This window comes from Streptomyces sp. BF23-19 (assembly GCF_041106355.1).
Lineage (GTDB): Bacteria > Actinomycetota > Actinomycetes > Streptomycetales > Streptomycetaceae > Streptomyces > Streptomyces virginiae_A.
In genome coordinates this window covers 30,241-50,146 of the sequence record NZ_JBGBPT010000069.1, presented here as the reverse complement: position 1 = coordinate 50,146, position 19,906 = coordinate 30,241, and the positions used below count along the sequence as shown (strand labels likewise).

13 protein-coding genes are annotated in these 19,906 nt (G+C 71.5%); 2 read left to right on the top strand and 11 right to left on the bottom strand.

Features of this window, described 5'->3' with window-relative positions; genetic code table 11:
* From AB8A24_RS31400 to AB8A24_RS31380, 5 genes are all read right to left on the bottom strand, one after another.
* Positions 1-1,040, bottom strand: a 1,040-nt coding sequence (locus AB8A24_RS31400; RefSeq protein ID WP_369478187.1) for an MAB_1171c family putative transporter, incomplete at its 3' end; no start/stop codon positions are given.
* Positions 1,027-1,593 (bottom strand): hypothetical protein, encoded by a 567-nt coding sequence (locus AB8A24_RS31395; protein ID WP_266390894.1) that lies wholly within the window; start codon positions 1,591-1,593, stop codon positions 1,027-1,029. The genes AB8A24_RS31400 and AB8A24_RS31395, both read right to left, overlap by 14 nt.
* Positions 1,594-1,667: 74 nt before the next feature.
* A complete protein-coding gene (locus AB8A24_RS31390; protein ID WP_369478186.1) occupies positions 1,668-2,189 on the bottom strand; it encodes a hypothetical protein in 522 nt (173 codons plus the stop codon).
* An 85-nt stretch (positions 2,190-2,274) separates the two neighbouring features.
* Positions 2,275-4,041 carry a multicopper oxidase domain-containing protein gene (locus tag AB8A24_RS31385; protein WP_328963600.1) on the bottom strand — a complete coding sequence of 589 codons (1,767 nt, stop codon included), beginning with the start codon at positions 4,039-4,041 and terminating at the stop codon, positions 2,275-2,277.
* A gap of 490 nt (positions 4,042-4,531) precedes the next feature.
* On the bottom strand, positions 4,532-5,272 hold the full coding sequence (locus tag AB8A24_RS31380) for a hypothetical protein (protein WP_328963601.1): 741 nt from the start codon (positions 5,270-5,272) through the stop codon (positions 4,532-4,534).
* A gap of 331 nt (positions 5,273-5,603) precedes the next feature.
* On the opposite strand from AB8A24_RS31380, the gene AB8A24_RS31375 reads away from it, so the two are divergent.
* A complete protein-coding gene (locus tag AB8A24_RS31375) occupies positions 5,604-7,331 on the top strand; it encodes a carbohydrate-binding module family 20 domain-containing protein (protein WP_328963602.1) in 1,728 nt (575 codons plus the stop codon).
* Between the two features lie 136 nt (positions 7,332-7,467).
* The gene (pulA, locus tag AB8A24_RS31370; RefSeq protein WP_328966003.1) at positions 7,468-12,777 is read left to right on the top strand and encodes a pullulanase-type alpha-1,6-glucosidase; all 5,310 of its coding nucleotides are present in this window, start codon (positions 7,468-7,470) and stop codon (positions 12,775-12,777) included.
* Here pulA and AB8A24_RS31365 read toward each other — a convergent pair.
* The 6 genes from AB8A24_RS31365 to AB8A24_RS31340 form a co-directional block, all read right to left on the bottom strand.
* A complete protein-coding gene (locus AB8A24_RS31365) occupies positions 12,764-13,300 on the bottom strand; it encodes a GNAT family N-acetyltransferase (protein ID WP_037865019.1) in 537 nt (178 codons plus the stop codon). The two genes, pulA and AB8A24_RS31365, sit on opposite strands and share 14 nt — an antisense overlap.
* An 84-nt stretch (positions 13,301-13,384) precedes the next feature.
* A complete protein-coding gene (locus AB8A24_RS31360) occupies positions 13,385-14,104 on the bottom strand; it encodes a TetR/AcrR family transcriptional regulator (protein WP_328963603.1) in 720 nt (239 codons plus the stop codon).
* Positions 14,105-14,127: 23 nt separating this feature from the next.
* Positions 14,128-15,174 carry a 2Fe-2S iron-sulfur cluster-binding protein gene (locus AB8A24_RS31355; RefSeq protein WP_369478185.1) on the bottom strand — a complete coding sequence of 349 codons (1,047 nt, stop codon included), beginning with the start codon at positions 15,172-15,174 and terminating at the stop codon, positions 14,128-14,130.
* Positions 15,171-16,067 (bottom strand): metal-dependent hydrolase, encoded by an 897-nt coding sequence (locus AB8A24_RS31350; protein ID WP_328963605.1) that lies wholly within the window; start codon positions 16,065-16,067, stop codon positions 15,171-15,173. The genes AB8A24_RS31355 and AB8A24_RS31350 overlap by 4 nt, the downstream gene beginning before the upstream one ends.
* Before the next feature lie 122 nt (positions 16,068-16,189).
* Positions 16,190-17,680, bottom strand: a complete 1,491-nt coding sequence (locus AB8A24_RS31345) for a hypothetical protein (RefSeq protein ID WP_369478184.1) — start codon at positions 17,678-17,680, stop codon at positions 16,190-16,192.
* A gap of 162 nt (positions 17,681-17,842) precedes the next feature.
* Positions 17,843-19,753: a hypothetical protein gene (locus AB8A24_RS31340; protein WP_328966004.1), complete on the bottom strand. Its 1,911-nt coding sequence runs from the start codon at positions 19,751-19,753 to the stop codon at positions 17,843-17,845.
* Positions 19,754-19,906: the final 153 nt, after the last annotated feature.

Sequence of the window (19,906 nt, the reverse complement as noted above, 5' to 3'; positions counted from 1 at the left end):
GCCTTCTCGCGAAGGCCGAGTTCGGCGGCGATGGCGTACCGCAGGACCGCCGCTTCCACGGCGGGTGCCAAGCGGTCGCCGCCGAACCCGGCCGCTCGCAGCTGCGCCTCGGCGGCCGCCACATGCGCCGCACCCACATGTCCTTCCAGGGCGAGAATGCTGTCCCGGACCTCGATCACGTACCGGTAGAGCCGCAGCCGCGGGTTACCACGATGCAACTCGTCGGGCAGCGCAAGCACCACCTCCGGTGTCGCGGTCTGCAGCAGCCGCCACAGCGGAGCGATCCGCCGGCCCTGCCGCGCGGCGATCCGGCGCTGACGGTGGCCGGCCAGGGCGGGCCACAGCACGGACAGGGCCAGGAGAAGCAGCGTGAGCACCAGAAGGGCTTGGGTGATCGCCCTGACCACCGCGGAATCGAACCACTGCAGCCGCAGGTACCGGGCTGTCAGATAGGCGAGCCGATGCGCCAGGTAGATGGTCCCGAGGAGCATCGAGAGCCGCATCAACCACAACGACGTACGCACCGGACCCGGATGGGCGTGGCTTCCGTGGATCCAGCAGAGCACGGCGCAGGCCGCCAGGCCGATGGCGACGACCCCGGTCACGATGATCCAGTAGAGGAACCCCGCCGGTGAGTTCTGGCTGTAGGTCAGCAGGTCGACATCGCCATTCGGACGGGGCATCACGGCGAACACCGAGGTCAGAAGAGCCATCGCGACCGCCAGCCCGATGAGGTTCACCCGTGACGGGCGCCCTTGGGAGCGCCCGGTCAGCTCACGGACGAACTCCACCATCGCCGACGTCGCAGCCAGCGCCAGCAGATGTACCAGAAGGTTGGTGACACTCGCGACGCCGAGCACCGCGTCGATCACCCGCCGGACCGCCGGGACCCCCACGGTGAAGGCGACGGCCCACAGCGCCCACATGGCCCACAGGGCCCGCATCCCCCGGTCGCGGCCGGCCGCCCGCCGTAACCCCAACAGGCTCCATGCGGTGAGCACCCAGACCAGCGGCAGCACCACGAGATCAAAGGGACGCACGCGAACCGCCCCATCCGTACGCGTCGGTGAACGTGCTCATGACCCGGTGCAGGGCATTCGACGACGTGGGTGAGGCGCACGGCAGCGCGGCCGGGACCACGTCGAAGTGCTGCCACATCAGCGAGGCCATGAGCTCCGCCTCCTGCTCCTGCTCGCCGCTGGCCCCGCTGCGGCCCCGGGCGAGGAGCCGGGCCGCCATCGCCGGATCCAGGTCGGGGAAGAGACGCTCCAGACTCGCCTCCTGCGGCGCACCGGTCTGCTGGTGGTCCAGCAGCATGTGGGCCAGTTCGTGCAGGATGATGTGCGTCTGGTGAACCGGGCTGGTGACCTCGGAGTAGTACACGTGGTCGGTATCGGCGAAGGCGATCCACATCCCGCAGACGCCCGATTCCCCGCTGTCACCGCCAGGCAGCGGGAGCAGCCGTAACGGCCGCCCGCGCCGCTTGGCCACCAGCGCGGACAGATTCGTGATCGTGAACGGGCGCGGCACCTGCAACGGCCCGATGAGATCGGCACAGTGTGCCTTGAACGCGCGCCACTTGCGTTGTTCCACTTTGGTACCCAGCCCCCCAGCCGCATCCCCTGTTTCCCCGACGCGATACTAGGAGACAGGTGTTCGGGCGGGACTCAGGCGCGCGGGTCGACCGCCTGGCCGGTCTCCTGCTCGGTCTCCCGACCGGCTTCGAGCAGAGCGCTGCGCTCGACCAGGGACCGTACGGTGTCCACGCCGTGGGACGACATCGTGGCCACCGCCGCGGCCCGCAGCGCCACCGACCGGACGTCGTTGGCCCGCATGGCCGCGATCAGGGCGAGCTGCGCGGAGACCCGGTCGGCCACCTCGTCGTCGACGAAGTAGGCCATCGGCACCCCGAAGAACTCGCCCAGCGCACGCAGGGTGCCGACCGTGGGGTTGCCGACCCTGCCCTTGAGCAGGGTCCACAGCCTGCCGACCGAGATCTTCGGATCTCCGGGACGCGCCCCGTCGCGCACCCCGTCGACCACCTCTTGAAGGGTGAAACGCCGACCGAGGGGCTGCACGTGGACGAACAGGAACTCCACCCGCTGCCCCAGCCTTTCGGCCTCCGCGTCCACCGGACGTTCTTCGCCGCCCGGGTCGGCACAGGGCACGGCCTCGTCGCGCTCGTTCATCCGCCCTCATCCCTTTTCCTGCCGGCTCCCCCCAGTATGGCGGCCGCGGGGGACGGTCGGGCAGGGGAGGGCGGGAGCGGTGCCGTCAGTGGCCGTGGCCGCCGCCCCCGTGGCCGCCGTCCTGGTCTACGGGGAGGGGGGCGTCGGGGTCGACGATCGTGAACGGGCGCATCAGGTCGTCGTCCTCGTGTTCGAGGAGATGGCAGTGGTGGACGTACGTCGCGGGGAGCTCGGTTCCGCTGTTCGCGATCCCCGCGATCGGCTCCATCGGCGGGCTCCAGGGGTCGGTGACGATTCTGGTCACCGTCTCCGGATAGGACTTGAAGGTGTCCTTGTAGGACAGCGCTTCGTCCGGGTCCGGCGGAATCGGCGGGCCGGTGAAATAGTTCGCCAGGACCGGCTTGTCCGAGGCCTTGCGGCCGCCGTCGATCCACTTCTCGTAATCCGCCTGGTAGGCGGCCGCGTCGATCGGTTGCCTGTTCAAGACCTGGAAGTTGACCAGGTGGACGTGCATCGGGTGGGCGTCGTGGTTGGGATTGACGTACTCCCAGATCTCCTTCTCTCCCGCCTTGATGAAGTCCTGGGACGGCTCCATGAAGGGCACCGCGTTGAACGTCATCGTGCTGAACAGCTTGTGCTGGTAGACGACCCATTCCCGCCGGTGGATGTCCGGTTCCGGCTCGTTGGGCGCGACCACCGGCAGCTTCAGCTGCTTGGGCGGCGTGGTCCTGTCCGCACCGGACAGCGGCTTGGTGACCTGGAACTGCATGACCTCCGAGATCTCCGGCCCCTGGCCGGGCACGCCGGGGTAGTGCACCGGCGCGTGGTAGTTCGTCAACGTGAACTTCGAGCCCATGGGCATCCCGCTGAAGTCGACGATCAGGTCGTAGCGTTCGGCGGGCCCGATCAGGAAATTCAGCATCTGCAGTGGGGCGCGGAAGCCGCCGTCGGTGCCGATCAGCCAGAACGGAAGATTGGGCTGGAGCACCACGTCCCGGGGCGGATCGATCCTCAGCCGCCAGAAACGCTCGTTCGAGGCGTTGAGGATCCGGAGCCGATAGCGCCGCGGCTCGACGGCCAGGAAGGGGTACGCCTTGCCGTTGACGACCGGGGTGTCCTCGCCCTCCTGCTGGGTCATGGTGTAGGCGAGCTTGCCGTCCGGATGGAAGGTCCGGTCCTGCAGGATGAGGGGTACCTCGAATTCGCCCTGCGGCAGCCCGAGCCGCTCGTCGGCGGGGTCGCGGATGAGGTACAGGCCGGCCAGGCCCGCGTAGACGTTGACGCTGGTCATCCCCATGCCGTGATCGTGGTACCAGAGCATGGACGAGCGTTCGTGGTTCGTGTACGCACAGATCGCCTCGTTGCGTTCGACGCGGTCCGGCTCCAGCGTGGTGTAGGACTCGGCGTGGACGCCGTCCGGGCTGAACGAGTGCAGCGGCATGCCGTCGGACTGCGGCGGTGTGAAACCGCCGTGCTGGTGCACGACGTTCCACACGTTGACGTTCTCGGGGAACGGCGGCTCGCTCTCGTAGGGAGGCGGGGCGATCGGAGCGAGCTGGGGGTCCCCGCTGCGGATCTTGTCGATCACGAACTGGAACAGGTGGGTGGTCGGCAGCTTGTTGCGGTACTTGACGACCGTCGGCTGGTCCTTGATCACGCTGATGGTCGGCCCGAGATAGCCCATGCCGATCGGCTCGTGTCGATCGTGCGGGTTCTTGGCCCAGTAGCCCCACACGTCGGCCGGCCCCAGATCCCGGTGGAATTGCCACGTGCCCGGCCGCATCGTGACCTCGTAGTAGTCGGCGCCCGGATAGGTGGAGGTGTCCGGGACGGCCGTCTCCGGCGTGGGCAACGGGTCGACGTACTTCTCCAGCGGAGGCGTCCGCGGAATCGGCGTGTCCGGGTCCGGCGAACCGTGCCCGTGACTGTGGCCGGGCCCAGGATCCGCGTGCGCCTGAGCTCCCGCGAAACCCCCTGAAAGCACCGCCGCACTTCCCATGGCACCGGCCATGAGGAAATTCCTTCGCTCAACCATCGTTTTCTGCCTCCCGACGCCTCGCGTGACGTTCCAGGGATATCGGCCTGGTTCGAAGCGCGGTCGGGCAGCGCGCCGGGACGGCGCGAGAACCCACTGGATGAGACGAACTCGGCAGTAATAGGCAGGAATTGGAATCGAATGATTACCGCCCGTCAGAATGTCTGTAGGCCGTCCGGTCCGCCCGATGCGGCTGCTGGTGGGTTGCGGCGGGGAGGTCGGGGCGCACTCTCCGTACGTCCGGAACCCCACGCGGCGTCGGCGTGCAGCCCAGCGGCGCGGTGGGCGGCATCGGTCATGGCTCCCGTCACTGCCGGGTGAGGACCCAGGAGACGCCGCTCGGGCCGTTCGTGCTCAGGACAGGCTTGGCGACGGTGCCGCCGACGACGCGCAGCCGGATGCTGTCGGGGCCGGGTATGCAACGCGTGGTCCCGCTGTCCCGGAGCAGCCAGACCTGGACCGAAGTCGACATCTGCGGGTGGTCGAGAGTCCAGTCGGCCTCCTCCGAACACGTCTCCGACGTCAGGGTGTAGCTCGACCGCCCGCCGGATGAGCTGCTCATGGTGAGGGTGACACCGTGCTCGTGGTTGGTCCATGTACCGGAGTAGTCGATGTCCTCCATGCCCGCCCCCGAGAACATCGAGACCACCAGCGCGACGGCAGACAGGACGACCGAGGCCCTGCGGGCCCCACGCGCGGGGCCCGCGTCCGTGTCTTCCGGCTCCGGCCGCTCGTGTCGGAGGCACACGAACATGGCGATGAGCGGCACGCAGAGGGCAACGGCACACCAAGGGAACCAGGTGCCCATCCCCGCCGAGGCGATCGTCAGGAGGACCGCCGGGGCGACCATCGCCGAAGTGGCCGCCCACCAGGCCGCCTCGGGCTTCCGGAGTGTCAGCGCGATCACGAAGCCCACCATCGCCCCGATCGTGGCGATGAGCAGTACGCCCAACGGGACAGAGGCGTCGGTGTAGTCCGGCCTCAGGCTGGTGGGGTCGGCGAGTGCGAATCCCACCGCCAGCCCCACCGCCAGGGCGCCGAATGCCAACCACCGCACGACACCCAGCCGTATCCGCGATGGCATGCCGCTGCCGAACCGGTCCACGCCGCCCCCTCATTTGAACAAGTTCAATTGACGGGCGTCACCCTACCTCCTCCCGCACGATCTTTCGACGCCCCACCATTCGACCCTGGTCGATCGGCTCCCGCCTGCCGGAGCCTCCGCCCCACCACCCGACCCCGCCCTGTCGGCTCCCGCTCAAGTCCCGTAGGACACACGCGAGAAACAATTCTGCAATTTCTTGCGCAAGGTATTGCAGGGCTGTGGGTGGGCCCATACGGTCGCCTGCAATCCCCACCTCTCCGCCAGGAGGCCCCACATGCCCCGCACCGCAAGGAACGGCAGAACCCTGCAGACAGCCCGCGCCGTCGTCGCGGGTGCGCTTGCCGCCGCCACCCTCACCGCCGTCGGGCCGCCGGCCGCCGCCGCGCCTCCCGGCGAGAAGGACGTCACCGCCGTCCTGTTCGAGTGGCGCTTCGACTCCGTGGCCAAGGCCTGCACCGATTCGCTGGGACCCACCGGGTACGGGTACGTGCAGGTGTCGCCGCCGCAGGAGCACGTGCAGGGCGGGCAGTGGTGGACCTCGTACCAGCCCGTCAGCTACAAGATCGCCGGGCGGCTCGGTGACCGGGCCGCCTTCAAGGCCATGGTCGACACCTGTCATGCCGCCGGGGTGAAGGTCGTCGTCGACTCCGTCATCAACCACATGGCCGGTCCGGCGGACGCCGGGGCCACCTTCACCGGGACCGGGGGAACTTCGTACACGAAGTACGGCTACCCGGGGCTCTATTCGGGTGCCGACATGGACGACTGTCGGGCCTCGATATCGAACTACCAGGACCGGGGCAACGTCCAGAACTGCGAGCTCGTACAGCTCGCCGACCTGGACACCGGTGAGGACTACGTGCGCGGGCGCATCGCCGGATACCTCAACGACCTGCTGTCGCTCGGCGTGGACGGCCTGCGGATCGACGCCGCCAAGCACATGCCCGCCGCCGACCTCGCCAACATCAAGTCACGGCTGACCAAGCCGGGCGTGTACTGGAAGCAGGAAGCGATATACGGGGCCGGGGAAGCCGTCTCGCCGAGCGAGTACCTCGGGAACGGCGACGTGCAGGAGTTCCGGTACGCCCGGGACCTCAAGCGGGTCTTCCAGAGCGAGAACCTCGCCTACCTGAAGAACTTCGGTGAGGCCTGGGGCTACATGCCCAGCGGGCAGGCCGGGGTCTTCGTCGACAATCACGACACCGAGCGCGGCGGCGACACCCTCACCTACAAGGACGGGTCCGCCTACACGCTGGCCGGTGTGTTCGCGCTGGCCTGGCCCTACGGGGCCCCGGACGTGCACTCCGGCTACGAGTGGAGCGACAAGGACGCCGGTCCGCCGGGCGGGGGCGCGGTGAGCGCCTGTTACTCCGACGGCTGGAAGTGTCAGCACGCCTGGCGGGAGATCTCCTCCATGGTCGGCTTCCGCAACGCGGCCCGCGGTCAGGGCGTCACGAACTGGTGGGACAACGGCGGCGACCAGATCGCCTTCGGGCGCGACACCAAGGCCTATGTGGCGATCAACCACGAGGGTTCCGCCCTGACCCGGACCTTCCAGACCTCGCTGCCGGGCGGCGACTACTGCGACGTGCAGAGCGGACGGACCGTCACCGTCGGCTCGGGCGGGCAGTTCACCGCCACGGTCGCCGCCGGGACCGCGTTGGCCCTGCACGCCGGGGCCCGTACCTGCTCCGGTACCCCGGCGGGCCCCGCCGGGGCCTCCTTCGGGGTCGCCGCGACCACCGTGCCCGGACAGAACATCTACGTCACCGGTGACCGCGCCGAGCTCGGCGCCTGGAACACCGGCGGCGCGCCGAAGCTCGACCCGGCCGCGTACCCCGTCTGGAAGCTCGACGTGACGCTCCCGGCCGGGACCGCGTTCTCGTACAAGTACCTCCGCAAGGACGCCGCCGGGAACGTCACCTGGGAGAGCGGAGCCAACCGCACCGCCACCGTCCCCGCGAGCGGCAAGGTCACGCTGACCGACACCTGGCGCAGCTGAGCCGCCGCTCCACCGACCAGGGCCGCCCGGCATCATCCTCCCCGCCAGGCCGGGCGGCCCTCATCCATGCGACACGTACACAAGGAGACCTGCCTTGATACGCCCTGCCGCAGGAGTGCTCGCCGCCGCCCTGGCCGTGACCTTCCTGCCCGCCCTCCCCGCCTCGGCCGCACCGGCCAGGCCACCCGCGCCGCCCTCGGACGCGAAACTGGCCGCCGAACCGGCCCGGCACGACCTGACCCGGGAGCAGTTCTACTTCGTGCTCCCGGACCGGTTCGCGAACGGCGACCCGCGCAACGACCGGGGCGGCCTGACCGGGTCGCGCCTGGAGACCGGCCTGGACCCCACGGACAAGGGCTTCTACCAGGGCGGTGACCTCAAGGGACTCACCGACCGCCTCGACTACGTCAAGGGGCTCGGCACCACGGCCATCTGGCTGGCGCCGATCTTCAAGAACCAGCCGGTGCAGGGCAAGGGGGCCGATGTCTCCGCCGGCTACCACGGTTACTGGATCACCGACTTCACGCAGGTCGACCCGCACTTCGGGACGAACGCCGACCTGGAGCGGCTGATCGACAAGGCGCACGGGAAGGGGATGAAGGTCTTCTTCGACGTCATCACCAACCACACCGCCGATGTCGTGGACTACCGGGAGGCGTCCTACTCGTACCTGTCGAAGGGGGCGTTCCCCTATCTGACCAAGGACGGGGTGCCCTTCGACGATGCCGATTACGCCGCCGGCAAGGGGAAGTTCCCGAAGGTGGACGGCGAGTCCTTCCCGAGGACCCCCTTCGTGCCGGACGCGAAGAAGAACCTCAAGGTGCCGGCCTGGCTGAACGACCCGACGATGTACCACAACCGCGGTGACTCCACCTTCGCCGGTGAGTCCTCCGACCAGGGCGACTTCTTCGGTCTCGACGACCTGTGGACCGAGCGTCCCGAGGTCGTCAGCGGGATGGAGAAGATCTACGAGAAGTGGGTGCGGGACTTCCGGATCGACGGTTTCCGGATCGACACGGTCAAGCACGTCAACACCGAGTTCTGGACGCAGTGGGCGACCGCCCTCGACACCTACGCGGCCAAGCGCGGCCGCGACGACTTCTTCATGTTCGGCGAGGTCTACTCCGCCGACACCGCCGTCACCTCCCCGTACGTGACGCGCGGGAAGCTCGACGCCACGCTCGACTTCCCGCTCCAGGACGCCATCCGCGCGTACGCCTCCCAGGGCGCGCCGGCCGGCCGGCTGGCCTCCGTCCTCGGCGACGACTACCGGTACACCTCCGGCAAGGCGAACGCCTACGAGCAGGTGACCTTCCTCGGCAACCACGACATGGGCCGCTTCGCCACCTTCCTGAAGCAGGACCGGCCGGGGGCCGGGGAGCAGGAGCTGCTGGAGCGCTACCGGCTGGCCAACGAGCTGATGTTCTTCGCCCGGGGCAATCCGGTGATCTACTCCGGTGACGAGCAGGGCTTCACCGGTGCCGGCGGCGACAAGGACGCCCGGCAGCCGCTGTTCGCCACGCAGGTCGCCGACTACCTGGACGACGACCAGCTCGGAACGGTGCGCACACACGCGAGCGATGCCTACGATCCGGGACACCCGCTCTACAAGCAGATCAGTGCTCTCTCGAAGCTGACGAAGGCGCACCCGGCCCTGCGCGACGGCGTCCAGAGTGAACGTTTCTCCGACGGCTCCGTCTACGCCTTCGCCCGCACCGACACCAAGACCCGCACCGAGTACCTGGTCGCCGCCAACAACGGCGCCGACTCCCGCACCGTCGAGATCGACGCCCCGGCCGGCGCCCAGTACCGCACCCTGTACGGCGGCACCGCGCTGATCCGTGCCTCGGCGGCCGGAAAGCTCACCGTCCCGGTCCCCGCCCTCGGCTCCGTGGTCCTCCAGGCCGTGACGCCCGCCGCCAAGCCGGCCGTCAAGCCCACCCTGACCCTCAAGGCCCCCGCCCCCGGCGCCACCGGCACCGTCGAGCTCTCCGCCGACGTCAGCGGCGGCGGCCTGAACCGCGTCGTCTTCGCCGCCCAGACCGGCACCGACAACTGGCAGGTCCTCGGCACCGCCGACCACGCCCCCTACAAGGTCACCCAGCACCTCGACGCCACGACCCCGGCCGGCACCGCCCTGCGCTACAAGGCCGTCGTCGTCGACTCCGCCGGCCGCACCGCGAGCGCCCTCGCCGCCTCCGCCGCCGGCCAGGCCCCGCCCACCGAGATCCCCACCGCCACCCAGCGCGACCACGCGGTCGTCCACTACAACCGCCCCGACGGCGACTACACGAACTGGCGCCTGTACGCCTGGGGCGACATGGCCGACGGCGAAGCCACCCCCTGGCCCGCCGGCCACGACTTCACCGGCCGCGACGCCTACGGAGCCTTCGCGTACGTCAAGCTCAAGCCCGGCGCCTCCTCCGTCGGCTACCTCGTCATCGACAAGGACGGCAACAAGGACGTCGCCGCCGACCGCACCATCGACGTGACGAAGACCGGCGAGATCTGGCTGGAGCAGGGCAAGGAGGCGGCCCGCACCGACCGCCCCGCCTACCCGCCGCAGGATCAGAACAAGGCCGTTCTCCACTACCAGCGCCCGGACGCCGCCTACGACGGCTGGGGCCTGCACGTGTGGACCGGGGCCGCGAACCCCACCGACTGGTCCAAGCCGCTGCTCCCGACCCGCACCGACGCCTACGGCGCGGTCTACGAGGTTCCGCTCGCCGCCGGCGCCACCGGCCTCAGCTACATCCTCCACAAGGGCGACGAGAAGGACCTCCCCACCGATCAGTCCCTGGACCTGAAGGCCACCGGCCACGAGGTGTGGATGCTCGGCGGCCAGGAGAAGTACCTCCTCCCGCAGCCCGCCGGATCCGCCGCCGCCCTGGACCTCACCAAGTCCCAGGCCGTCTGGATCGACCGTGACACCCTCGCCTGGAACGCCCCCGCCACCGCCGCCTCCGTACAGCTCCTCGCCTCCCGCGAAGGCGCCGTCAAGGCCGAGAACGGCACCCTGACCGGCCGTGCCGAATGGCTGCGGCTGGGAGCCCGGACCGAGCTGACCGCCGCCCAGAAGCAGAAGTTCCCGCACCTGGCCTCGTACGGCGCCCACACCGTCGACCCGCGCGACCGCGACCGGGTCCGCGAGGCCCTGCGCGGCCAGCTCGTCGCGAGCGCCCGCGCCGCGAACGGCGCCGTCCTCGCCGCCACCGGCGTCCAGCTCGCCGGCGTCCTCGACGACCTGTACGCGACCACCGCCTCCCTCGGCCCCGTCTTCAAGGACGGCCGCCCCACCCTCTCCGTCTGGGCCCCCACCGCCCAGCAGGTCTCCCTCGAACTCGACGGCCGCACGCTCGCCATGCGCCGCGACGACGCCACCGGCGTCTGGTCGGTGCGCGGCGAACGCTCCTGGACCGGCAAGCCCTACCGCTACGACGTCACCGTCTGGGCCCCGAGCACCCGCCAGGTGGTCCGCAACCTCGTCACCGACCCCTACTCCACCGCCCTCACCGCGGACTCCGTCCACAGCCTCGTCGTCGACCTGGCCGACCCCAAGCTCACCCCGCCCGGCTGGAAGACGCTGCGCAAGCCCGCGCCCGTCCCCTTCACCTCCGCGCAGATCCAGGAGCTGCACATCCGCGACTTCTCCGTCGCGGACCGCACCACCACCCACCCCGGCCAGTACCTGGCCTTCACCGACACCGCCTCGGCGGGCATGCGGCACCTGCGCGACCTGGCCGCCGCCGGAACCTCGTACGTCCACCTCCTGCCGGCCTTCGACATCGGCACCATCCCGGAGAAGGCCGCCGACCGCACCGAGCCCGCCTGCGACCTCACGGTGTACGCGCCGGACTCGCAGGAACAGCAGGCCTGCGTGGCCGCCGCGGCCGCGAAGGACGCCTACAACTGGGGCTACGACCCGCTGCACTACACCGTCCCCGAGGGCAGCTACGCGAGCGACCCGAACGGCACGGCCCGCACCGTCGAGTTCCGCAGGATGGTCCAGTCCCTCAACGGGGCCGGGCTGCGCACGGTGATGGACGTCGTCTACAACCACACCGTCGCCGCCGGCCAGGCCGACAAGTCCGTCCTGGACCGCGTCGTCCCCGGCTACTACCAGCGCCTGCTGGCCGACGGCAGCGTCGCCACCTCCACCTGCTGCGCCAACACCGCCCCCGAGAACGCCATGATGGGGCGCCTGGTCGTCGACTCGATCGTCACCTGGGCGAAGGAGTACAAGGTCGACGGCTTCCGCTTCGACCTGATGGGCCACCACCCGAAGGCCAACATCCTGGCCGTCCGCGCAGCCCTCGACGCGCTGACCGTCGCCAAGGACGGCGTCGACGGCAAGAAGATCGTGCTCTACGGGGAGGGCTGGAACTTCGGCGAGATCGCCGACGACGCCCGCTTCGTGCAGGCCACGCAGAAGAACATGGCCGGCACCGGCATCGCCACCTTCTCCGACCGGGCCCGTGACGCCGTCCGCGGCGGCGGCCCCTTCGACGAGGACCCGCGCGTCCAGGGCTTCGCGTCCGGCCTGTTCACCGCCCCGAACGCCTCGCCCGCGAACGGCACCCCCGAACAGCAGAAGGCCCGCCTCCTGCACGCCCAGGACCTGATCAAGGTCGGGCTCTCCGGGAACCTCGCCTCGTACGCCTTCACCGACACCACCGGCCGCCGCGTCAAGGGCGCCGAGGTGGACTACAACGGCGCCCCGGCCGGCTACGCGGCCGCCCCCGGCGACGCCCTCGCCTACGCCGACGCCCACGACAACGAATCCCTGGCCGACGCCCTGACCTACAAACTCCCGACCGGCACCGCCCCCCGCGACCAGGCCCGCATGCAGGTCCTGGCCATGGCGACGGCCACCCTCTCGCAGGGCCCGGCCCTCTCCCAGGCGGGCACCGACCTGCTCCGCTCCAAGTCCCTGGACCGCAACTCCTACGACAGCGGCGACTGGTTCAACGCCATCCACTGGGACTGCCGGGACGGCAACGGCTTCGGCCGCGGCCTGCCCCCGGCCGCCGACAACGCCTCGAAGTGGCTCTACGCGAAGCCGCTGCTCACGGGACCGGCGCCCAGCTGCACGGACATCGGCGCGACCTCGGCCGCCTACCGCGACCTGCTGAGGATCCGCACCACCGAGCCGGACTTCGCCCTCACCACGACGGAGGCCGTCCAGTCCGGGCTGGCCTTCCCCCTCTCGGGCAAGGACGAGACCCCGGGCGTGATCACCATGACCCTGGGCGACCTGGTGGTCGTCTTCAACGCGGCCCCCACCGGAGCGGCGCAGCGCGTGCCCGCCCTCGCCGGCACCGCCTACCGGCTGCACCCGGTCCAGGCCGCGGGCTCCGACGCCACCGTCAAGCGGTCCACGTACGACGCGAAGACAGGAGAGTTCACCGTCCCCGCCCGCACCGTCTCGGTCTTCACACGGCGGTGAGCCGGTCCAGCCGCTTCTCCAGCAGGATCACCCCGTAGGTCCTGCCGTCCTTCCCCTGCTTGTCAGGGAGCTCCCCGACCACCCGGTAGCCCGCACCCCGGTAGTACGCGAGCAGCCGGGGGTTGGTGGAGACGCAGTCCAGCCGCGCCCGTTCCCGACCGGTCCGGGCGGTCCGGCGCTCGGCGTGTTCGAGCAGCCGCCGCCCGGCCCCCGCGGGGGCCACCTCGCGCGCCACCATCAGCCGGTGCACGTAGCCCGCCACGGGCGGCTGGACTCCCCAGGCCTCCTCGTCGGACCACCACAACTCGTAGGCCCCGCAGACGCGCCCGTCGGCGTCACCGGCGAGCCACACCTCGCCCTCGCGCATCTTCGACCGGAAGTGCTCGGCGTCCTTGTCGCCCGGCTTCCACTGATCGATCCCGTGCTTGCGCATCCACCGGGCAGCCTGGTCGTACAGCTGCACGAGCGTGCCGGCGTCCTTTTCCACGGCCGGCCGGAACAGGATCTCGTCGTCAATGATCACGCGGGCATTATCGATGATCATGGGCGGCCGCCACACCCCGGATTCGACGCGGCTTCGCCACCGGGGCCGGGACCCGTCCCGTTCCTAGGGGATTTCCTGCGAGGCCCCGCCCGGCACCAGCCCGACGAGCCGCCCGACCAGCTCCCCGAAGGGCCCGTCGGCGGGTTCGTCGGCCAGGATCCGTACGAGGATCCCCGCCATCTCCGCGTCGTACGCGGCGCTCACGGCGGCCAGCGCGGCGAAGTCGTGCACCAGCTGCAATTCCAGTTCGCTCCGCGGGATCCGGCGCCCGTCCAGCCAGATCAGCGCGGTGGACTCGGCGAGCGACACCCAGGACCGCACCACGAGCTCCATGCGCGCGGGCGTACGGTCCAGCCCGATGCCCAGGTGCGTGAGGATCTGCTCGTACGCCGCCTGCCGGACCTCGTCGATCATCGCGTTCGTCCGGCTGCTGCCGACGGCCGGACCGCCCCGCATCAGCGCCGAGAAACCCGGCCCGTGGTCGTCGACGAAATCGAAGAACCGCCCCATCACCCGCAGCAGGCGCGCCCCGAGCGGCCCCTCCCGGGGCTCCACGAACCGCAGCGCCAGCTCGTCGGCCGCCCGCCGCAGCGCGGCCTCGTACAGGCTCAGCTTGCCCGGAAAGTAGTGGTAGACGAGCGGCCGGGATATCCCCGCGGCCGCCGCGATCTCGTCGATCGACACATCGTCGGGCGAGCGGTTGCTGAACAGCTCCAGGGCAACCCCGATCAGCTGCTGCCGCCGCTCCTCGACACCCATCCTGCGTCGCACCCCGGTTGTCATGCGGACACCCTACTGGGGAGCGTTCACAGGTCCAGGACCAGTCGGTCCCCCTTCGCGCGCGAGACGCACAGCAGCATCGAGTCCTCGCGCTCCTGGTCCGTGAGCAGCTCGTCGCGGTGGTCCACCCCGCCCGCCAGCACCCGGTGTTGGCAGGTCCCGCAGAAACCCTGCTCGCAGGAGTACGGGGTGTCCGGCAGCTCCCGGCGCACCGCGGCCAGCGTGCTCTCGTCCGCCGCCACCTCGACGACCCGGCCCGAGCGGCGCAGTTCGACCGTGAAGGCCCGCCCCGGACCGGCCTCGCCCTCCGGGGCGAACCGCTCCAGGTGCACCGCCGCCGGATCCGCGGCCGCCGCCGTGACGGCCCGCATCAGCGGCTCCGGACCGCAGCAGTAGACCGCCGTGCCCGGTCCGGCCGCCGACACCGCGGCCAGATCGGGCAGGCCCGTCTCGTCCTCGGCGAGGACCGACACCCGGTCGCCGTAGGGCGCGAGATCGGCCAGGAAGGGCATCGAGGCGCGCGTGCGGCCCCCGTAGAGGAGGGTCCAGTCGGCGCCCGCCGCCGTGGCGGCCCGCAACATCGGGAGGATCGGGGTGATGCCGATGCCGCCCGCGACGAAGACGTACGAGGCCGCCGGGACCAGCTCGAAGCGGTTGCGCGGCGGGCGCAGCTCCAGCTCGGCGCCCTCGACCAGTTGCGCGTGCGCCTCGCGGGAGCCGCCCCGGCCGTCCTCGATCAGCCGGACCGCGATCGTGTACCGGCCGGCGTCCGCCGGGTCGCCGCACAGCGAGTACTGGCGGACCAGGCCCGAGGGCAGGGTGACGTCCACGTGCGCGCCCGGGGTCCACGCCGGGAGTTCCGGTGACTCCAGGGTCAACTGCAGCACGCCGTGCGCGGGCTCCGTACGGGAGACGATCAGCGCGCGCAGCGCCCGGCGCGGGGAGTGGCCCGAGACCGGGGTCTCCAGGGCCGGCAGCGGCCAGAGCGGGGACCTGTCGACGCGGCGCTGCAGGGCGCGCCGGGTCATCCAGGCCGCGCCCAGGGCGGCCGTGACGGCGAGGGCGCGCCTCATGCCCGCACCCCGCCGTTCGCGCCGGGGGAGGCGGCGAGATAGGCCACCGCCTGGGCCGTCGAGCCCTCCTGCGAGGGGTGGTAGGTGCGGGAGAGGTACTTCGGGATGGACTTCAGCATCGCTCCCGTCGACGGGAGCACCCCCTGCTGCCCGGCCACGAAGAACTTCCCGAAGGAGGCGTTGCCGTCCACCAGGTGCGGGTCGTTCTCCATGAAGAAGCGCACCCCGCGCTGCCACAGGAACACCAAGGCCGAGAAGGCGGTCGCCCAGGTGCGGGCCCGTCGCCGGTAGTTGCCGTCGACGTGCATGAAGAGGTCGAAGGCCACCGAGCGGTGCTCGACCTCCTCCGCCCCGTGCCAGCGCAGCAGGTCCAGCATGGTGGGGTCGGCGCCCCGCCGGTCCAGCGCGTCGGCGTTCAGCACCCAGTCGCCCAGGAACGCCGTGTAGTGCTCGATCGCCGCGATCATCGCGACCCGTTCCATCAGCCACCAGTGGCGGGCCCGGCCCGGCGGCAGGGTCCGGTCGCCGAGGAGCTTCTCGAACAGCCAGTCCACCTGCGCGGTGTAGGGGGTCGGATCGAGCCCCAGCCGCTTCAGGTGGGGGAGCACGTCGTCGTGGGCGGTGGCGTGCATGGCCTCCTGGCCGATGAAGCCGACGACGTCCGCCCGCAGTCGCTCGTCCTCGATGTACGGGAGCACTTGCTTGTAGACGTGCACGAACCAGCGCTCTCCCGCGGGGAGCAGGAGGTGCAGCACATTGATCATGTGCCCGGCGAAGGGGTCGCCGGGCAGCCAGTGGAGCGGGGTGTCCTCCCAGCCGAAGGACACGTTCCGGGGCCTCAGGTCCACGTGTTCCGACGCCACGGGGGCGGGCGCGAGCGGCGTATTAGACATGGCGTCAATGTACTGATGGGTAGGTGGGAGGAGAAGCCCCTTGCGAGGACTTCTCCGACATGCCACTGCCCGGGCGCTTGCGCACCCGGGCAGTGTTCGTGTTCGTACCGGCGTCCCGCCGACTATCGCTTGATGTGGCCGGTCGAGAGCGCCCACTCGCGGTTGAGGGTGCCCAGCGGGATCTTGCGCTCGAAGACGGGCGTACCGAACAGCGACAGCTGGAGCTGGAGGTTCCCGCTCAGGTCGAAGCCGCCGTACAGCGCCCAGGCGCCCTCCAGGGAGGTCTTGCCGTCGCTGGACGCGGCCGCCTTGATGTCGCCCTCACCGCGCACGTACGGGGCGAAGTCCGCGGTGACGCCGACGGCCCCGTAGAGACCGACGGAGGCCTCGGCGCCGATCGCGCCCTTGACCTTTCCGGTGGCGGTGACGCTCGCCTTGACCGGCGTGCTCTTCACGTTCGAGGCGCTCACCGGGGTCCACCCCTTGCCCGAGGCGTAGCTGCCGCCGACCTTGAAGTCGCCCTTGACGTCCTGCTGGACCTCGACGGTCACGCGGCCGTCGGCCTCCACCTGGATGTAGCAGGTCAGGTCGAGGTTGACGACGACCGGCACCGGGCCGACCTGGATGACGGGCGAGCTGTGCAGCTTGGCGAACGGGATCCGCTTGGGCGCTCCGGTGCTCGCGGCGGCGCGGCCCTGGAGCTTCCACTGCGAGGACCAGTCACCGCTCATGCCGAGGAAGGCGCCGCGCGGGCCGGGGGCCCCGCCGGCGCCGCCGTCGTACGCGAACTCGACCTGCGGGGCGAGCTGGACGAACCCGGACACCGAGGCGCCGGCCGAGGCGGGGGCGTCCGGGGCGGTGTCCACGGAGGCGTTGACGTCGAGCCGCAGGTTGCCGAGCGGCAGCTTCGCGCCCTCGGGGCCGAAGGTCAGGCCCGGACCCTTGGCCCAGGAGAAGGTGACGCCCTTCGTCAGGGGTTCGACGGTGACCGCCGCCGGGTCCACGGGGACCTTGCCGTCGGCCTTGTCGTCGCCCAGGACGGCGGCCAGCGTGGTGGCGGCGGTCTTGACCTCGGTGCCCTGGTCGGTCTTGCCGACGACCTCGGTGACCTTGGCGAGCAGACCCGAGGGGGCGCCGGGGGCCGGTGCGCTGGCGATGACATCGCCGACCGCGACGGGCTTGTCGGCCTCCGGAGACTTCCCGGCGTCGGGGGACTTCCCGACCTCCGGGGACTTGCCTGCCTCCGGAGACTTGCCGGCCTCGGGCGACTTGCCGGTCTCGGACGACTTGCCGGGCGCGGGCGAACGGCCGGGCGTCTGCGCGCCCTTGGCGATGACGGCCCGGCCGGTCGCCCGGTCGTAGGAGGCGACCTTCAGCGCGGACTTCTCGGTCCTGCCCTTCCCGTCGGCCCGGGCCACGGCCGCCGGGGTGGACGTCCCCTGCGGGGCCGCGGCCACGTCGAGCTGCTGCGAGGTGCCGTCGGACGAGGGGGTGACGGCGGCGGGGGCGGCCGGTTCGGCGGCGCCGGTGTGGGAGGTCGAGCCGCAGCCGGTGGCGGTGAGGGCGAGGGCGGTCAAGCCGGGTATGAGGAGGCGTCGGGCGAGCGTGCGCACGTGGGGTGACCTTCGGGTGGGGGAGGGGTGTTGGGGGTTACCGCGTGGTAACCGGAATCAGATCATGCCATGTGTCGACTGCGACCGTCATGTCCGGATCCCGCCAACTGCCCAACAGTTTCTGACTGTTGAAGCTTCACCCACCCGCGAGGGTGTGAAGGTCTACCGCAGCACGCCCGCCTTCGTCCCGTCCGTCAGCTTGCCCGACAGGTCCACCTGGGCACCCGCGGGCGCCTTCACCGCCAGCCGGTTGCCGTTCGCCGACCCGCTCACCCCGCCGCCCGACACCGACAGCGAGGCGAACTGAGCGCTGCCCGCCGCCAGTACGTACCACTGGCCCGCCCGCGACTTCCACAGCACGCCCGCCAGCACCCGCGGCTCCCGCGGCCCGCAGGCCGCCGACCCCTCCGACCGGGCCGCCTGCGCCGCCGTCGGCGCACCCGGGGCCAGGAACTGCGCCTGCACCCGGTCCGCCGCACCCTGCCAGGTCTCGGCCCGCGTGCAGAGCCAGGCCGCCGTCCCGTCGCCCTCCGGCAGGGGCTGCTTCGCGTACGTCCACGCGTTGACCGTACGGACCCCGTGCGAGCGGACCGCCGGCAGCAGACACGCGATCCTCGACCAGTCCCCGAGCTCCGCCGCCTCCGTCACATCGCGCTCGGCGCCCGGCGCGCCCGACGTCAGCCGGGCCGGGGTCAGTTCACCGAGGTCGGTGATCAGCCGGGTGGCGCCGTCGCCCGTCAGGGCCAGCGCGTTCCAGCTCGTACAGGTGCCCGCCGGCGCCGGGCCCGCCACCGGCGGGGTCACCCCGTCCGGGGTCGGCTTCAGCGCCACCACCGGGGCAGTGGGCTTGAGCAGGTCCCGCAGGGCCGCGCCGGTCACCCAGGGCGCGGTGAGGTAGCGGACGTTGCCGTCGACCCGGCTGAGCACCAGCGCGGTCGCGGTGTCCGCCGAGGCGCCGTCGGTCCGGGCGAAGTCGAGGGCGGCGCCCGCGGTCCCGGTCCGCGGTTCGGCGTAGCGCACCACGCGCAGCCCGTCGTACATCAGGACCACGACGGCCTGGTCCACGGCACCCGCGAACAGCAGCTGCGCCGGTCCCATCGGCGGCCCGACGGGCGTGCCCGGCGTGGCCGAGGTGACCACCGACGGACCGGGCCGGGCCCACACGGCCAGCGCCCGGCGCAGCAGCTCCGTGTCGCCGGCCCGGTCGCCGCGGGCGGGCCAGGTGGAGAAGTCCGTACGGGAGGACGTGCGCCAGAGGATGGGCGCGGCACGGACCAACTTCCCGGGATCCAGGGCCTGCTCGGCCGCGGCGTTGCGCGAGTACAGCGGGGCGGCGGCCCCGTCCGAGCCCCAGCCCCCACCCGGCAGCGCGAGCAGCGCCCCGCACACGGCGAGCGCGGCCCCGGCGGCCAGCGCGGCCCGCCCGAGACGCCGCCGCCGCAGCAGATCGGTGGGCCGGGCCTGGAGCACGCACGGGTCGAACTCGGGGGAGGCGAACAGCGCGTCGTTCGCCGGATCCCCGGACTCCGCGACTGCCGCGGCCGGATCCGGAACCCCGGCCTCGTCGAGCACCCGGAGCACCTCCGGCTCCGAGAGCCGCTCCAGCGCCCGCAGCACACAGGCGGCCCGGCCCGGCCCGTCGAGGGTGGCCAACCACTGGTCGAGGGCCAGCTCCTCGGCCCCGCCCGAGCGGGGGAACAGCCGCAGCCCCCACACCTGAGGGAGCACCGGCGGGAGCTGCGCCCGCCTCGGCAGCGCCCGGAAGGTCAGCGGAATCCCCGCCTCCAGCGCGGCGCGCAGCACGCGCAGCCGGACGTACGCGTACCCGGAGTCGTCCGGCCCGCCCCGCTGCCCCGGAACCCCGCCCTGCACGGCGGCCGCGGCCGCCGCCGAATCCCGCCGCCCGCGCGGCAGTGCCCGCTGGACCAGCGAGTGGGCGGTGAGCACCCGCCGGTTGCGGCCGAGGGCGGGCGGCAGCACCAGATAGGCGAGCCGCACCAGCCGGGGGTAGTGCTCGACGATGGCGGCCTCGGCCTGCTCGACGTCCGGCGGCACGGGAGACACGGGAGGCATGGAGCGGGTGGCGGTATCCGGCGCAGTCACGTTCAGCAGAACGAGCGAATCGTCGGATGGTCACCGATCCGGGTCCCCCGGCCGCGTAACGGTCCGCGGGCCGGGTCCCGGTCCACGCGCCGGGTCCCGGTCCCGACGCGGGGGGTGCGGAGT

Excerpts from the sequence above, each read along its gene's own strand:
- AB8A24_RS31390 (WP_369478186.1), bottom strand. The coding sequence starts at position 2,189 with ATGAACGAGCGCGACGAGGCCGTGCCCTGTGCCGACCCGGGCGGCGAA.
- AB8A24_RS31375 (WP_328963602.1), top strand. The coding sequence starts at position 5,604 with ATGCCCCGCACCGCAAGGAACGGCAGAACCCTGCAGACAGCCCGCGCC.
- AB8A24_RS31360 (WP_328963603.1), bottom strand. The coding sequence starts at position 14,104 with ATGACAACCGGGGTGCGACGCAGGATGGGTGTCGAGGAGCGGCGGCAG.
- AB8A24_RS31355 (WP_369478185.1), bottom strand. The coding sequence starts at position 15,174 with ATGAGGCGCGCCCTCGCCGTCACGGCCGCCCTGGGCGCGGCCTGGATG.
- AB8A24_RS31350 (WP_328963605.1), bottom strand. The coding sequence starts at position 16,067 with ATGTCTAATACGCCGCTCGCGCCCGCCCCCGTGGCGTCGGAACACGTG.
- AB8A24_RS31340 (WP_328966004.1), bottom strand. The coding sequence starts at position 19,753 with ATGCCTCCCGTGTCTCCCGTGCCGCCGGACGTCGAGCAGGCCGAGGCC.